15 protein-coding genes are annotated in these 14,969 nt (G+C 40.0%); 12 read left to right on the plus strand and 3 right to left on the minus strand.

Annotation, left to right across the window (positions count from 1 at the left end; translation table 11 throughout):
* Positions 1-89 precede the first annotated feature (89 nt).
* Positions 90-608, minus strand: coding sequence for a VOC family protein (locus tag JHE06_RS00410; protein WP_058919646.1), 519 nt, complete (start codon positions 606-608; stop codon positions 90-92).
* Between the two features lie 192 nt (positions 609-800).
* Here JHE06_RS00410 and JHE06_RS00415 point away from each other — a divergent pair, with 192 nt between their 5' ends.
* On the plus strand, positions 801-1,793 hold the full coding sequence (locus tag JHE06_RS00415; protein ID WP_201088968.1) for an LLM class flavin-dependent oxidoreductase: 993 nt from the start codon (positions 801-803) through the stop codon (positions 1,791-1,793).
* An 81-nt stretch (positions 1,794-1,874) separates the two neighbouring features.
* On the opposite strand, the gene JHE06_RS00420 is transcribed toward JHE06_RS00415, so the two are convergent.
* Positions 1,875-2,726 (minus strand): DUF72 domain-containing protein, encoded by an 852-nt coding sequence (locus JHE06_RS00420; RefSeq protein ID WP_201088971.1) that lies wholly within the window; start codon positions 2,724-2,726, stop codon positions 1,875-1,877.
* Positions 2,727-2,952: 226 nt separating this feature from the next.
* On the opposite strand from JHE06_RS00420, the gene JHE06_RS00425 reads away from it, so the two are divergent.
* From JHE06_RS00425 to purR, 10 genes are all read left to right on the plus strand, one after another.
* The gene (locus JHE06_RS00425) at positions 2,953-3,792 is read left to right on the plus strand and encodes a Cof-type HAD-IIB family hydrolase (RefSeq protein ID WP_201088973.1); all 840 of its coding nucleotides are present in this window, start codon (positions 2,953-2,955) and stop codon (positions 3,790-3,792) included.
* Between the two features lie 246 nt (positions 3,793-4,038).
* On the plus strand, positions 4,039-6,063 hold the full coding sequence (gene metG, locus JHE06_RS00430; protein WP_201088975.1) for a methionine--tRNA ligase: 2,025 nt from the start codon (positions 4,039-4,041) through the stop codon (positions 6,061-6,063).
* A 127-nt stretch (positions 6,064-6,190) separates the two neighbouring features.
* Positions 6,191-6,970, plus strand: coding sequence for a TatD family hydrolase (locus JHE06_RS00435; protein WP_201088977.1), 780 nt, complete (start codon positions 6,191-6,193; stop codon positions 6,968-6,970).
* Positions 6,958-7,524 (plus strand): ribonuclease M5, encoded by a 567-nt coding sequence (rnmV, locus tag JHE06_RS00440; RefSeq protein WP_201088978.1) that lies wholly within the window; start codon positions 6,958-6,960, stop codon positions 7,522-7,524. Before JHE06_RS00435 ends, rnmV begins: the two co-directional genes overlap by 13 nt.
* Positions 7,511-8,398, plus strand: coding sequence for a 16S rRNA (adenine(1518)-N(6)/adenine(1519)-N(6))-dimethyltransferase RsmA (gene rsmA / locus JHE06_RS00445; RefSeq protein WP_201088979.1), 888 nt, complete (start codon positions 7,511-7,513; stop codon positions 8,396-8,398). The genes rnmV and rsmA overlap by 14 nt, the downstream gene beginning before the upstream one ends.
* A gap of 164 nt (positions 8,399-8,562) precedes the next feature.
* Complete coding sequence (locus tag JHE06_RS00450) at positions 8,563-8,820, plus strand: Veg family protein (protein WP_058919654.1); 258 nt, start codon at positions 8,563-8,565, stop codon at positions 8,818-8,820.
* A 200-nt stretch (positions 8,821-9,020) separates the two neighbouring features.
* Complete coding sequence (ispE, locus tag JHE06_RS00455; protein ID WP_201088980.1) at positions 9,021-9,872, plus strand: 4-(cytidine 5'-diphospho)-2-C-methyl-D-erythritol kinase; 852 nt, start codon at positions 9,021-9,023, stop codon at positions 9,870-9,872.
* A 282-nt stretch (positions 9,873-10,154) separates the two neighbouring features.
* Complete coding sequence (locus tag JHE06_RS00460; protein WP_201088981.1) at positions 10,155-10,862, plus strand: metal ABC transporter ATP-binding protein; 708 nt, start codon at positions 10,155-10,157, stop codon at positions 10,860-10,862.
* The gene (locus JHE06_RS00465) at positions 10,808-11,674 is read left to right on the plus strand and encodes a metal ABC transporter permease (protein ID WP_058919657.1); all 867 of its coding nucleotides are present in this window, start codon (positions 10,808-10,810) and stop codon (positions 11,672-11,674) included. Before JHE06_RS00460 ends, JHE06_RS00465 begins: the two co-directional genes overlap by 55 nt.
* Before the next feature lie 183 nt (positions 11,675-11,857).
* Positions 11,858-12,676, plus strand: a complete 819-nt coding sequence (gene purR / locus JHE06_RS00470) for a pur operon repressor (protein WP_058919658.1) — start codon at positions 11,858-11,860, stop codon at positions 12,674-12,676.
* A gap of 52 nt (positions 12,677-12,728) precedes the next feature.
* Here purR and JHE06_RS00475 read toward each other — a convergent pair whose 3' ends face one another.
* The gene (locus JHE06_RS00475; protein WP_058919659.1) at positions 12,729-13,235 is read right to left on the minus strand and encodes a cupin domain-containing protein; all 507 of its coding nucleotides are present in this window, start codon (positions 13,233-13,235) and stop codon (positions 12,729-12,731) included.
* A 283-nt stretch (positions 13,236-13,518) separates the two neighbouring features.
* Between JHE06_RS00475 and glmU the strand changes: the two genes are divergently transcribed.
* Complete coding sequence (gene glmU / locus JHE06_RS00480; protein WP_058919660.1) at positions 13,519-14,886, plus strand: bifunctional UDP-N-acetylglucosamine diphosphorylase/glucosamine-1-phosphate N-acetyltransferase GlmU; 1,368 nt, start codon at positions 13,519-13,521, stop codon at positions 14,884-14,886.
* Positions 14,887-14,969 lie beyond the last annotated feature (83 nt).

Here is a 14,969-nt window from a genome sequence, read left to right on the forward strand (position 1 = left end):
AAATAGACAAACCTGCTTATTTACATACACCAATTAATAGTTAAAAACTCAACCTGTCATTCAATGGATTTTGCTGACTGCTTAAAGCGTTATTTAGGTGGTGTCCATCGTTTAGCTTGGCTGTCAGCCGGATAATTTATTCCTGCTGGATAGCTGATCATTTCAATCAACATACCCCAAGGAGCTTGACCATACACAAATTGGTTTCCAGAACCGCTTTCGGCAGAAGAAGATAAATCATTTGGTTTGGACAATAGTTTTCCGCCTGCGTCAGTGAATCGTTCAGTTGCTTTATCGATGTCGTCCACATAAAAAGCCACATGTTGTAAGCCATAATCTGAAGCAATGACTGGTTGTTGCTGCGCAACATTGGCAAACTGGAACAGTTCAATGTTGGCACTGTTTCCGACCGCCAGCATCCGAATGCGCATTTCTTTTGTTCCAGGTTTGAGCCCGAGATTTTTTTCTACTTGTTTGCCTGATTTCGGTTCATCTTCTGCTGATAAATTATCGTAAATAACCTTAGCAGCAAAAGCTTCTTTAAAAAAATTTGTTGCTTGTTCCATATCAGGAACGGTTACCCCAATGTGATCGATTCCGCGTATCATTCTGTATCCTCCCCTAACATTTTAAAGTAAAGCTACTTTATCTCTAGTATAGTCAAAATAAAGCGAGGAGAGGTGTTTTATGCTTAGAACAGTCTCTGATTTAAACCAAACCAATCCAGTGCTATTCTTTAGATGAACTGATATACTTGGAGAGATAAGATAAACGGATACGATGGAAAGGATGAGTAGTACGTGAGATTAAGTGTATTAGATCAAGCACCAATCACTAAAGGAAATACGGCTGCAGATGCTTTAAAAAAAGCAGAAGAATTAGCAATCGTAGCAGATGAATTAGGCTATCAACGTTTATGGATGGCTGAACACCATGGGACAAATGGATATGGTAGTTCAGCACCGGAAGTTACGGCCGCTCATTTAGCCGCAAAAACAAAAAATATTCGAATCGGTACCGGAGGCGTCATGATGATGCATTATTCTCCTTTAAAACTGGCAGAAGTCTTTAAAACGCTAAGCGCACTATCGCCAGGACGAATCGATTTTGGGGTAGGTCGAGCGCCAGGCGGCGACACCAATGCTATGTATGCTTTGTCTGAGGGACGGCAGCCTATGCTGGACAATATGTATGAAAAGTTTGATACAGCTTTGAAACTGATCAATGATGAAGTTCCAGAAGACCGTTTGTACAGTAAAACGATTGCGACACCGGCTCAGATTGCTTTGCCAGAAGCCTGGCTTTTAGGCTCAAGCGGAAGCAGTGCATTAAAAGCAGCTCGTATGGGTGTGGGTTATTCTTTTGCGCAATTTTTTATGGGCGGGATGACGAAAGATATTTTTGATCACTATAAAACTAATTTTCAGCCTTCTGCTTTTATGGAAAAGCCCGAGATCAATGTGGCTTACCTCGTCACAACAGCTGAAACAAAAGAAGAAGCTGAATTCGAAGCTTTACCGCAAGACATTGCACGCTTATGGTTAACGCAAGGTCGGATGGGACAATTATTGACTCCTGAAGAAGCACAGGATTACCCTCTAACTGAAATGGACCGAATGGCTATCAAAGAAAATCGGAAACTGCATTTAGTGGGAGAGGCTAAAGAGATAGCAACATTTTTGCAAGAGGAACAAGCCCATTATGGCTTTGACGAAGCAATGATTTGCAGTATTCCGCATTCACAAGAAAAACGACTAGATGTTTATCGTTTATTAGCCAAGGAATTGTTTTAAAACGAAAATAGTATGAAGGACAGTTAAAACGACTGAGACAAAGCAAGATTAGTGCTTTGTTTCAGTCGTTTTTTATTATTTTTAAAAGTCGTTGAATAAATCTAAGCCCAGTTGTTGAGGGCCAAGCTGATCAAACGTTAAGCCAAGTATTTTTTGTAAGTATTTAGCGTTGGCAGCAGCATGACCTCCGGAATTATTATTAAAGATAACAGCGACTTCTTTAGAGTCTTTTTCCAATGAACGGATGATAGGAATAAAACTGGCTAGTTCTGCTTGGCTGTAATCGTAAAATGTTCGTTTTTCCCGCCAATTTGGGCCGCTAGCATTCAACCAGCCTTCGTAGTTGCGTCCGTGTAAACGCAATACGGTAAGTTCGGGATTCGTTCCAGTCGCTATCATTGGCACACTATTCCCGGGCGTTTGAGGTTGATCGATTACTGCATGGATAAAGTTCTGCTGCTCCAAGAATGTCAACGTGAGTGGCTGGTTTTCTCCGCTATACCAACTAGCGTGCCGAAATTCGATAGCCACTGGCAGTTCGCCCATCCAGTGCCGGATTTTTCTTAAATAAGTTAAGTGCTCTTCTGAATAATGAAAAAATGGCGGAAATTGAAACAAAAAAGCTTTGATTTTATTTGCTTCGATCATCGGTGCGAAGGCTGCAAGATAGTGTTGAAACATCGCTTCTTCAGATGGAAAAAAATCAAGCCATTCTTTGTGTTGGGTCATGGCTTGAAAAGCTTTTGGCAAGAACTGAAAGGCATCAGGCGTCCTGTCGATCCAACTCAAAATATTTTTTGTTGGAGGAATAGCATAAAAACTAGTGTCTAATTCCACAAATGGAAAATGCGAGGCATAATCTTCTAAGTTTCTTTTTTTATGAGTAATTAATAATTCGTGGTCGCTCCACCCGGTTAAACCAATCGTGATCATCTTGTTCAATCTCCTTTCATAGGGAAAAGATGGTACTCTTAGTGTACCGTATTTCTAGATAAGATTGAAAAAAAAGCTCTTAACACAACAAAAAACACTCGAAATGTTTCACGGGAAACATTTTCTTTTTAAATCAAGAATGAAAGGGCTCTTGCAGTTGCTCCTAGAAACGGTGTAAAATTGGATTATTAAATCGGGAAAAGAAAAATGCTAAAGGAGCAGCCAAATGCATAAAATGGTCTTTTTTGATATAGACGGGACATTACTAACAGCGAGAAAGAAAATTCCAGAAACCGCTAAGCAAGCTATTCAAGACTTAAAAGACAACGGCATTATTCCGGTTATCGCAACCGGCAGGCCTCCTTTTAGAATTGATGCTATTTTGGAAGAATTGAATATCCAGTCCTACATTACTATGAATGGGCAATACGTCGTTTATGAAAATGAAGTGATTTACCGCAACCCCATGTCGAGTGATTCCATTGAACGATTAACTAAAGCAGCTGAAGTTTACCAACAAGGCATTGCTTTTAGCGGAAGCGAAGAGATTTTAGGCAACTCTTTGACCACTTTAGGCCAGCAAGGTTTGTTGAAACGGTTGATTCAAAAATCACCGATTGCACCGCCCAAATTAGTTGTGGCAGCCATCAGTCATTTTATGGGAGCTTTTAAAACCAAAAAACCCGTCTTACCGGAATATTATGAGAACCGTCCTATTTACCAATGTATTTTACATGCTTCAGAAAAGTTTGATGCTTATTATCGGGAAGAATTTCCTGATTGTCATTTTACCAGGTGGAATCCTTATTCGGTAGACGTCATTACAAAAAATCATTCTAAAGCTGTCGGAATTCAAAAAATGACAGAACACTTAGGTATCTCGCTTCAAGAAACAATAGCTTTTGGCGACGGTTTAAACGATATTGAAATGCTGCAAACAGTCGGAATAGGAGTGGCTATGGAAAGCGGACGAAGAGAAGTATGTGAAATCGCTGACTTCATTACAGTTTCTCCCGAAAACGACGGCATCTTAAAAGGGCTCCAGCAATTGAAGGTATTGCCTTAAAGGACAGCACGTTAAAAGTTGCAAAAGGCAATAGAAATACCAAGGAAAATCCTTATTCTTCTACCGTTCTATGGTATACTATTTGAGAATAGTTTTAGAGCGTAAACCAGAAATATCAAGAACAAGCGGCGTTAGTTGAACAAAAAAACGTAACGCTCATGAAATGCGTCTGTTTTTGTTGAAGAAACTGCACTTGTATTAAAAAATTGAGAACATTTCATTAAATGAACCAAGGAGGCACTTTAAGTGACTGAGAGAAAAACATTTTATATTACAACACCAATTTATTATCCGAGCGGCAAACTGCATATTGGAAATGCCTATTCAACCATTGCTTGTGATGTGATGGCGCGGTACAAAAGAATGCAGGATTTTGACGTTTTTTACCTTACTGGAAGCGATGAACACGGTCAAAAAATTGAAAATAAAGCAGCGGAACTAAATATAACGCCGCAGCAATACGTTGATGATATGGCTGAAGGAATGCAGAATTTATGGAACTTGCTTGAAATCAGCAATGATAAATTTATTCGGACGACCGATCCTGTCCACGAAAAAGTCGTAGCCGATATTTTTGAGCGTTTCGTAGCACAAGGCGATATCTATTTGGATGAGTATGAAGGCTGGTATTCTGTTCCAGACGAAACATTCTACACAGAAACACAATTAGTAGATGTGCAACACGATGCAGAAGGCAACGTGATTGGCGGGAAATCTCCTGACAGCGGTCATCCAGTAGAACTGATCAAAGAAGAATCTTATTTCTTTAGAATGAGTAAGTATGCGGATCGTTTATTGGCTTACTACAATGAGCATCCTGATTTTATTCAACCAGAATCACGTAAAAATGAAATGATCAATAACTTTATCAAGCCCGGCTTAGAAGATTTAGCTGTTTCGCGGACAACTTTTTCTTGGGGAATCAACGTGCCAAGCAATCCCAAACACGTTATTTATGTCTGGATCGATGCATTGGCTAACTATATTACCGCATTAGGGTATGGAACAGATGACCCGAGCTTATTTAATAAATTCTGGCCAGCAGATGTTCACATGGTTGGAAAAGAAATCGTGCGTTTCCACACCATTTATTGGCCAATTATGTTAATGGCATTGGATTTGCCGTTACCGAAAAAAATCTTCGGCCATGGTTGGTTATTGATGAAAGACGGGAAAATGTCTAAATCAAAAGGCAACGTTGTTTATCCAGAAATGTTAGTGGAACGCTATGGCTTAGACGCATTACGGTATTATTTGATGCGTGAAGTTTCATTTGGCAGTGACGGTGTCTTTACACCAGAAGATTTTGTTTCTCGGGTCAATTACGACTTAGCGAATGATTTAGGTAATTTACTGAACCGGACTATTGCCATGATCAATAAATACTTTGATGGAACGATTCCTACCTACGCAGGAGACGTAACAGCTTTTGACGGAGAGCTGAAAGCTACAGCAGAAAAAACGATTTTAGATTACCAAACAGAAATGGAAAATATGCAGTTCAGCAATGCTTTGAGCGATGTTTGGGTGCTGATTTCACGTGCGAATAAATATATCGATGAAACAGAGCCTTGGAAGTTGGCTAAAGAAGAAAGTAAGAAAGCAGAATTGGCGAGCGTCATGGCTCATTTAGCCGAAAGCTTGCGTGTTGCTGCAATTTTACTGCAACCTTTCTTAACACATGCACCGAAAGAAATGTTCGCACAATTAGGTGTTGAAACTGAAGCAGCTAAGGACTGGACTGCCGTTCAGTTTGGCCATTTCCCGGCTGACGCGAAAGTAGTCGCTAAAGGAACGCCGATTTTCCCACGTTTAGACATAGAAGCTGAAGTAGCTTATATTAAAGAGCAAATGGACGGCGGAGCCAGCACTCTTTCTGAAGAGGAAGAAATTCCGGCAGAATGGGACCCAACGGAAACAAAACTGGTTTCTGTTAAAGAAAAGCAAATCAAATACGAAGATTTTGATAAAGTGGAATTAAAAGTGGCAGAAGTAATCGACTGCGGAAAAGTTGAGGGAGCGGATAAACTGTTGAAATTCCGTTTAGACGTTGGCGATGAAGGGCATCGACAAATTCTTTCTGGAATCGCTGAATGGTACCCTAACCCCGAAGAATTGATCGGCAAAAAAGTTGTTATTGTGGCTAACTTAAAACCGCGTAAGATGCGCGGCGAAATCAGCCAAGGAATGATTTTATCTGCTGAAAAAGATGGTCAATTGCAATTGATCGAAGCTCCAATGGAAGCACCGAACGGATCAGAAGTTGCTTAACTGAAACTGCTGACCTTGACTAGCTAAAAAAATACCCTGCTGAACGCATTTAGCAGGGTATTTACCATAGTCACAAAGCGGTGCAGCTTTATTATGAGGAAAGAGACTAAAAATAAAGGATGAGAGTATGTTATTTGATACACACACGCATTTAAATGCAGCAGAATTTGACGAAGACGTTCTAGAAACCATCAAAAATGCCGTAGCACATGATGTTTCTCGGATGGCTGTCGTTGGTTTCGATACGCTTACGATAGAAAAATCCTTACAGTTAAGCCAAGAGTATAAAGACATCTACAGCATCATCGGCTGGCACCCAACCGAAAGCTACCTTTACACAGATGCCATTGAAGAGCAGCTGTATTACCAATTGCAGTTGCCGAAAGTGGTCGCTATGGGAGAAATGGGTTTGGATTATCATTGGGATACCTCACCTAAAGACAGCCAAAAAGAAGCTTTCAGACGACAATTGCGGATCGCTAAAGAACTAAAATTGCCTGTCAGCATTCATATGCGGGATGCTATTGAAGATACGTATAAATTGTTGAAAGAAGAACACGTTGAAGATATTGGCGGCATCATGCATAGTTTTAGCGGAGACACTCAATGGATGGAACGTTTCTTAGACTTGGGAATGCATATTTCTTTAAGCGGAGTGGTTACGTTTAAAAATGCGAAAGAACCCAAAGAAGTAGCAAAGGCGGTTCCGTTTGATAAGTTGCTGATTGAAACCGATGCGCCTTATTTAGCACCCGTGCCTTTTAGAGGCAAACGCAATGAACCGGCGTACGTTAAATACGTAGCTGAAGAAATAGCGAAGTTAAGAAACTGTTCCTATACTGAAGTAGCAGAACAAACGATGAAAAATGCCAATCGTTTGTTTAGGTTAGATGAATGGAAAAAGTAAAAGAAATCATTGTCGTCGAAGGACGGGATGACACTCGCCGGATCCATGAGTCGCTTGAAGCAGATACGATTGAAACAAACGGTTCTGCCATTAACGAAGAAACACTGCAGTTGATTGCCAAAGCACAAGCAACCAGAGGAGTCATTGTTTTTACCGATCCAGATTTTCCGGGTGAAAAAATCCGTAAGACAATTTCTCGAGCTGTTCCCGGTGTAAAGCATGCTTTTTTGACGATCGATGAAGCAAAGCCGAAAGGCTCAGGAAGTTTAGGGATCGAACACGCTTCGCCTGAAGCCATTCGTGCAGCTTTAGCAAAAAGTTATACAGAGACCTTAGAACAAGAATCATTGATTTCCCGTGAATTGTTGATGGATGCAGGGTTGATTATGGGAGCATTTGCAAAAAAAAGACGCGAAAAGTTAGGCGAACGCCTTAATATTGGATATACGAATGGAAAGCAACTTCAAAAGAGACTGCAAATGTTCCAAATCTCTCCTGAAGAAGTGATTCAAGCGATGCAGCAAATTTTGGAGGAAGAACATGACAAATCATAAAGATATTGCAACACCTATAAGAACCAAGGAAATTTTAAAGAAATATGGTTTTTCAGTAAAGAAAAGCTTAGGACAAAATTTTATCATTGATACCAACATTCTTTCTAATATCGTGGAAGCAGCTGGTTTAAACAAAGAGACAAATGTGGTTGAAGTAGGCCCCGGAATCGGAGCATTAACGGAACATTTAGCGAGAGCCAGCAAAGAAGTCATTGCTTTTGAAATCGATGATCGTCTTTTGCCGGTTTTAGCCGATACTTTAAGTCCTTATGACAATGTATCGATTATTCACCAAGATGTTTTGCGAGCAAACTTGAAAGAAGTGCTAACTGAAAAAGTAGATCTTGCAGAACCGCTGATGGTTGTAGCGAACTTGCCTTATTACATTACGACGCCCATTGTGATGTACTTTTTGGAGTCGGTGGTGCGCATTGATGCTTTAGTGATCATGATGCAAAAAGAAGTCGCAGAACGCATTACAGCCGCTCCTGGCAGCAAAGCTTATGGATCGCTGACGATTGCTGTCCAATACCATATGGATGCGGAGATTGCCTTTATTGTTCCGAAGACGGTATTTATGCCCCAGCCCAATGTGGATTCAGCCATTATCAAATTGACGCGCAGAACGACACCAAGCGTAGAAGTAATGGATGAAAAAGTGTTTTTTGAATTGACTCGAGCAGCTTTTGTGCAACGCAGAAAAACGTTGTGGAATAATTTGCTAGGAAAGTACGGCAAAGAAGAAGCGATGAAAGAGAAATTGATTCAAGCATTAGACTATGCCGGAATAGATCCGAAACGCCGCGGCGAAACATTAAGCCTGACAGAATTCGGAAAACTAGCGGACGGAATTTGTTTGAAAGTATTAAATTAACATTAAGAATAAAGTTGAGTTTGCCAGTAAACCTTTGGATTGCCAAGGGATTACTGGTTTTTATTATTAGAGAATTATTGGTTGCGTCTAAGTTTTTCTTATGATATACTTGTCCGTTTTGTAAAAGTATGTTATAATAGCATTAGATTAGTGAGGTGAATCTGATGCCAATTACATTAGCTAGTATTAAAGAAGGTTTAGATCATAAGTTAGGTAAAAAGATTATGTTGACCGCACAAGTTGGTCGCAAGAGAAAAACAGAACGTAAAGGCATTTTGACCGAAACGTATCCATCTGTTTTTGTTGTGGAGTTAGACCAAGATGAAAATGCTTTTGAACGTGTTTCTTATAGTTATACAGATGTTTTGACTCAATCAGTAGAAATCCAATTTCTAGACGAAGAAAGTCTACAATATGCTTAATCGTAAGACCACGAGCTGAAATGAGCTCGTTTTTTTTTGCTTTAAAAGAGGATTTTACTATAAAATCAGCTGAATGTGACCGTTTTTTCTAACAGTTCCGTTAAATTCTCCTATTCGTTCTTTGCAAATCATTTTTTTTAAGCTAGTATGTTCTACATACTAGAGACAATGAAAAAAATGAAAGGAGTGCAGAGACCAGTATGGAAGTAATTGAAAAAGCCCCGGCTAAAATTAATTTAAGCTTGGATGTATTGCAGAAACGCGAAGATGGTTATCATGAACTTGAAATGGTGATGACTTCAATCGATTTAGCGGATCGTGTGACATTGAAAACGATAGCTGATAACCAAATCAGCATCCGTTCAAATAATGGGTTTCTTCCATTGGATCAAAGAAACCATGCGTATAAAGCAGCGTTGCTGATCAAAGAAACGTTTGACATTCAACTGGGTGTGGACATCGTGATTGAAAAGAAAATCCCGATCGCAGCAGGATTAGCTGGCGGCAGCAGTGATGCAGCAGCGACGTTAAGAGGTTTAAACCAACTATGGGATCTGGGCTTAACGCTCGAAGAATTAGCTGTTTTAGGCGCTGAAATCGGTTCGGATGTGCCTTATTGTGTTTATGGCGGTTCGGCTTTTGCAACTGGACGTGGCGAAAAAATTGAACCATTGGATGAGATCCCGCAATGCTGGGTTGTGTTAGTGAAACCTAAAAAAGGCATCTCGACCGGGACAGTTTTTAGTGCCTTGGCCTACGACACGATTGAGCATCCGGACACGCAAGCGATGTTAGCAGCGATCAAAACACAAAATTACAACAAAATGACACAGTATGCCGGCAATGCATTGGAAAAAACGTCTATTATCCGACAACCGGCTATTGAAACGATCAAGCAAAAGATGCTGCAGTTTGGAGCAGATACAGCACTGATGAGCGGCAGCGGGCCGACTATTTTTGCTCTTTGCCGTAAATACTCCAGAGCTCAACGAGTGTACAATGGGCTAAAAGGTTTTTGTAATGAAGTCTACTTAGTCCGAACATTAAAGTAAGAAGAGAAGCGAAACAAGACTTGAGCTTGTTTCGCTTTTTTTTCTTGACGAATAATAACGAGGATGATATGCTACTAAAGAAATGCGTAAATAGTAATCATTACGTTTTGTGGCGGAGCGGTCTCAAAACGAACAATGGTGCTAGATAAGAGCTGCGAACGTACACTATGGCAGCAAAAAAATAAAATAATTGACAGCAGGAAACGGATGAGTGGACGGTCACAACTCTTACTCGTGCGTCTTTTTTCTGTTAAACAAGCATAGAGAAAGAAGGAAAAAAGTTTGCATTATATTGAAGTCAATGATTTATCTTTTTACTATGATGAAGAACCCGTTTTAGAAAATATTTCTTTTACCGTTGATGCTGGAGAATTCGTTATGCTGACTGGAGAAAATGGTGCAGCAAAATCGACTTTACTACGCAATGTCTTGGGATTGTTAAAACCAACTAAAGGGACAGCGTTCATTTCGCCTATGAACAATCGAAATGAACCATTAGCTATCGGCTATATCCCTCAACAAGTCGCTTCTTTTAATGCTGGCTTTCCAAGTACAGTACTAGAATTGGTTCGTTCAGGCCGTTACCAAAGAGGCAAATGGTTTAAACGATTAGATGCAGAAGATCATGTTCATGTCGAACGAGCATTGAAATCAGTGGGAATGTGGGACATTCGCCATAAAAAAATCGGTGAACTTTCCGGTGGTCAAAAACAACGGATTTCATTGGCTCGGATTTTCGCAACGGACCCTGATCTATTTGTTTTAGATGAACCAACAACGGGTATGGACGTTGATTCACGTCATGAATTTTATGAATTATTGCAACACAATAGTCGTGCCCATGGCAAAGGCATTTTAATGGTTACCCATGATCATGAAGACATTAAACAATATGCGGATCGCCACATCCAGTTGATTCGGAAGGAGGATTCACCATGGAGATGTTTTTCTATGGATTCATGCAGCGAGCATTCCAAGCTTCATTCTTGATCGCTGTTATTGCACCAATTTTAGGTTTATTTTTAATTTTAAGAAGGCAATCTTTAATGGCGGATACTCTTTCGCACATTTCGTTAGCCGGAATTGCTTTGGGGTTGTTGTTAAATATCAATCCCACCGTTATGACACTGGTCGTCGTCGTTATAGCTGCTGTGCTCATTGACTATTTGAGGATGCTGTACAAGTCTTATACAGAAATCTCAATCGCTATCCTTATGTCAGCTGGAATGGCAATAGCGCTGGTTCTGATGAGTTTAAACGATGGAGGATCCAACGCTAGTATCCAACAATACTTATTTGGTTCGATTGTGACCATCAATCAAGAACAAGTTTATTTATTAGGGGCACTTTTTGTGATGGTCGTAGGGCTCTTTTTAGTATTTCGTAAACCGATGTATGTCTTGACGTTTGATGAAGATACGGCTTTTACAGCCGGATTGCCAACGAAATTGATGTCTATTATCTTTAATGTCATCACGGGTGTTACAATAGCAGTCGTTATGCCGATCGTAGGCGCATTATTGGTTTCGGCGATCATCATTTTGCCGGCCGCCATTGCAATGCGTTTAAGCAAAAGTTTTAACATTGTTATTTTGATGGGAGTCATTATTGGGATCATTGGCATGTTTACAGGTCTGACCGCTTCTTATCAATACGGAACACCGCCAGGAGCGACGATCACGTTAGTGTTTATTGTTATTTTCATTATCACCATTTTTATCAAAAAAAGCGTTAATCAAGTGAAATACAAAAAAAGCCGGACACCGTTAGCCTATTCTGAAAAACCAGAAAACAAAAAATAAAAAACAGAGAAAAAGTGCGAATCCGAAAGTTCGTACTTTTTTTTATGAGAAAATAATAACAAAAACGAACAATTTTGATATTTCAAGCAAAAATACCTACCTTTTTTCGTTAAATACGATTATAATAAGGTCGGACGCATGAGATAGTTAAAATTAAAAGGAATTTATGAAGAGGTGAAAGATTTGAAAGTAAAAAGAAGTGAACGATTGATCGATATGACTCGCTATTTGTTAGAAAGACCGCACACATTGGTGTCATTGACTTATTTCGCTAATCGTTACGATTCTGCCAAATCTTCTATCAGTGAAGATTTGACGATTGTGAAAAAAACATTTAAAGAACGTAAAACGGGCACATTAGAAACAGTCCCTGGAGCAGCGGGCGGCGTACGGTATATTCCTGAAATCGCAAAAGAAGAAGCTAAAGAGTTTGTTGATGAAATGTGCGAACGATTATCAGAAGCGAATCGTTTATTGCCGGGTGGTTATGTGTACTTATCCGATTTATTGGGACATCCTCAGATTTTGCGCCAAATCGGCAAGATTATTGCTTCGCAATACTTGCATGAGTCAATCGATGCTGTTATGACGGTTGCGACAAAAGGGGTTCCAATCGCCCAAGCAGTATCAAGCTACTTGAATGTGCCTTTCGTTATCGTTCGTCGCGACTCGAAAATCACTGAGGGCTCGACAGTCAGTATCAATTATGTATCGGGTTCATCTGAACGAGTGGAAAAAATGGAACTATCTAAACGGAGTTTAAAACGCGGTTCACGGGTATTGATCGTGGATGACTTCATGAAAGGCGGAGGAACCGTCAACGGGATGAAGAGCTTGATTGAAGAGTTTGAAGCAGAATTAGTTGGCGTAACGGTTTTTGCTGAATCAACATTCAGCGGAGATCGAATGATTGCTGATTATACTTCGCTTTTATGTGTGGATGAAGTGGATATTCGCGATAAAACGATCTATGTTAAACCGGGAAACTATTTTAAAGATTAAAAAAGTCAGAAACCCTGCCTCTAATACAGACGGGATTTCTGATTTTTTTATCTTATTCTGGCAATGTTTCAAAGGCTAACCGTTTAATAATGTCATGGTTTTCTGGATACTGGGCTAACAGATCGGCTTGTGTAAACAGCTCAAAATCTTGGTAATCAAAACCAGGTGCGACCATGCAGCTGACTAAAGCATAAATACCGTCTTTATCAACGCTTGAGCCGAAAATGACGCCTTTTGGAACAACGTATTGCAAGGTTTCGCCTTTTTCGGGGTCCATTCCTAATGCAACCTGTTCATAGCGCCCGTCTGGATGGATCATATGGATGGTTAAAGCGTCGCCAGTATGGAAATACCAGATTTCATCCGATTTCAAACGATGAAAATGTGAAGGACTTTCTTGGTTCAATAAGAAATAAATACTAGTGTATCGTTTCCGTTCGTTTTGTTCAGCCGTGGTCACTGTTTCAGAAGCTTGATAGACACCTTTAAAATACCCTCCTTCAGAATGAGGCACAAGTTCCAATTTTTCGATCCAATAATGTTCAGGTTTTACGTTCATCACTACTTCCTCCTTTTTGTGTCGCTTTAAATCAGTATACAAGATTTTTGAAACGGGCAACAGCGACGAGCGTATCAGCCAACTAAATAAAATCGTTTTCTTCATTTAAAGACTTAAGAATAAAGGATAAAGTAACGGGATTAACCTTGAAAATACTGAGTTTTTAGGCTATCATTGAAGAGCTAAAGCCAAAAAGCGAGAGGTTGTTAGCTAAAACCTAAAAAATAAAAGAATACCCATTAAACGTTAAAAATAAAAAAGTGAAAAAGAAGGAGTCGCTAAGATGACACAAAGATATGCAGTGGTGTTAGCAGCAGGACAGGGTTCACGAATGAAATCAAAACTATACAAAGTCTTACACCCAATTGCAGGCAAACCCATGGTTGGACATGTGATTGAACAAGTAGAAGCTGCAGGTACCGACAAAATTGTGACGGTCGTTGGTTTTGGCGCTGAAAAAGTAAGAGAATACTTAGGCGACCGTTCTGAATATGCTTTACAAGAAGAACAATTGGGAACTGGCCATGCTGTCATTCAAGCTGAAGCACAGTTAAAGGGAAAAGAAGGAATCACATTAGTCATTTGCGGCGATACTCCTTTGTTGACCTCTGAAACATTAACGAACTTGTTCGATTACCATCAAAAACAAGGTGCGAAAGCTACCATCTTAACTGCTCATGCCGAAGATCCTACAGGTTACGGCCGGGTTATCCGCAATGAGCAAGGTTTTGTTGAGAAAATAGTGGAACAAAAAGATGCAGACGCACAAGAACAGCTGGTTCAAGAAATCAATACTGGAACGTATTGTTTTGATAATCGTTTATTGTTTGAAGCATTGTCTCTAGTCGGCAATGAAAATGTTCAAGGAGAATATTACTTGCCAGATGTTATTGAGATCCTAAAAAGCCAAAATGAAGTGGTAGATGCCTATAAAATGGTACATGAAGCAGAAGGTATGGGAGTGAATGATCGGATAGCTTTAGCTGAAGCTACTCGTTTGATGCGGACCCGAATCAATCAACGCCATATGCAAAATGGTGTGACGCTGATTGATCCAGCTACAACGTACATTGATAGCGATGTGACGATTGGCGCTGATACGGTAGTTGAAGCAAATGTCTCTTTAAAAGGACACACTGTCATTGGAGAAGATTGCTTTATTGGAGCAAACTCTGAAGTTTTAAACAGTACCATTGGCGATCGCGTGCGGGTTACAAGCTCAAACATCAAAGATTCGGTTATGGAGCAAGACAGCAACATTGGGCCTAACAGCCATTTGCGCCCACACAGCCAAGTCGGTGAATCGGTTCACATCGGCAACTTTGTTGAAGTGAAAAATGCCGTAATCGGTGCCGGTACAAAAGTTGGTCATTTAACTTACGTTGGCGATGCCGATTTAGGAAAGAACATTAACATTGGCTGTGGAACAGTTTTTGTTAATTACGACGGCAAAAATAAGCACCGTACGACAGTTGGAGACAACGTTTTTATCGGATGCAACGTTAATTTAGTCGCACCGGTCAACGTTGAAGAAAATGTTTACATCGCTGCTGGGTCAACTATCACTAAAGATGTCCCTACGGAAGCATTGGCGATTGCCAGAGCTCGTCAAGAAAACAAGTTGAATTATTTCAATCAATTGCCACATTAGAAAACGATTGATAATTCAAAGCAAAGCTAGAATTTACTTGATTTCTTCAGGGAAAATGAATAGTATTAAAGTGAGATAAAAGA

This window comes from Carnobacterium sp. CS13 (genome assembly GCF_016653495.1).
GTDB classification, from domain to species: Bacteria; Bacillota; Bacilli; order Lactobacillales; family Carnobacteriaceae; genus Carnobacterium_A; species Carnobacterium_A antarcticum.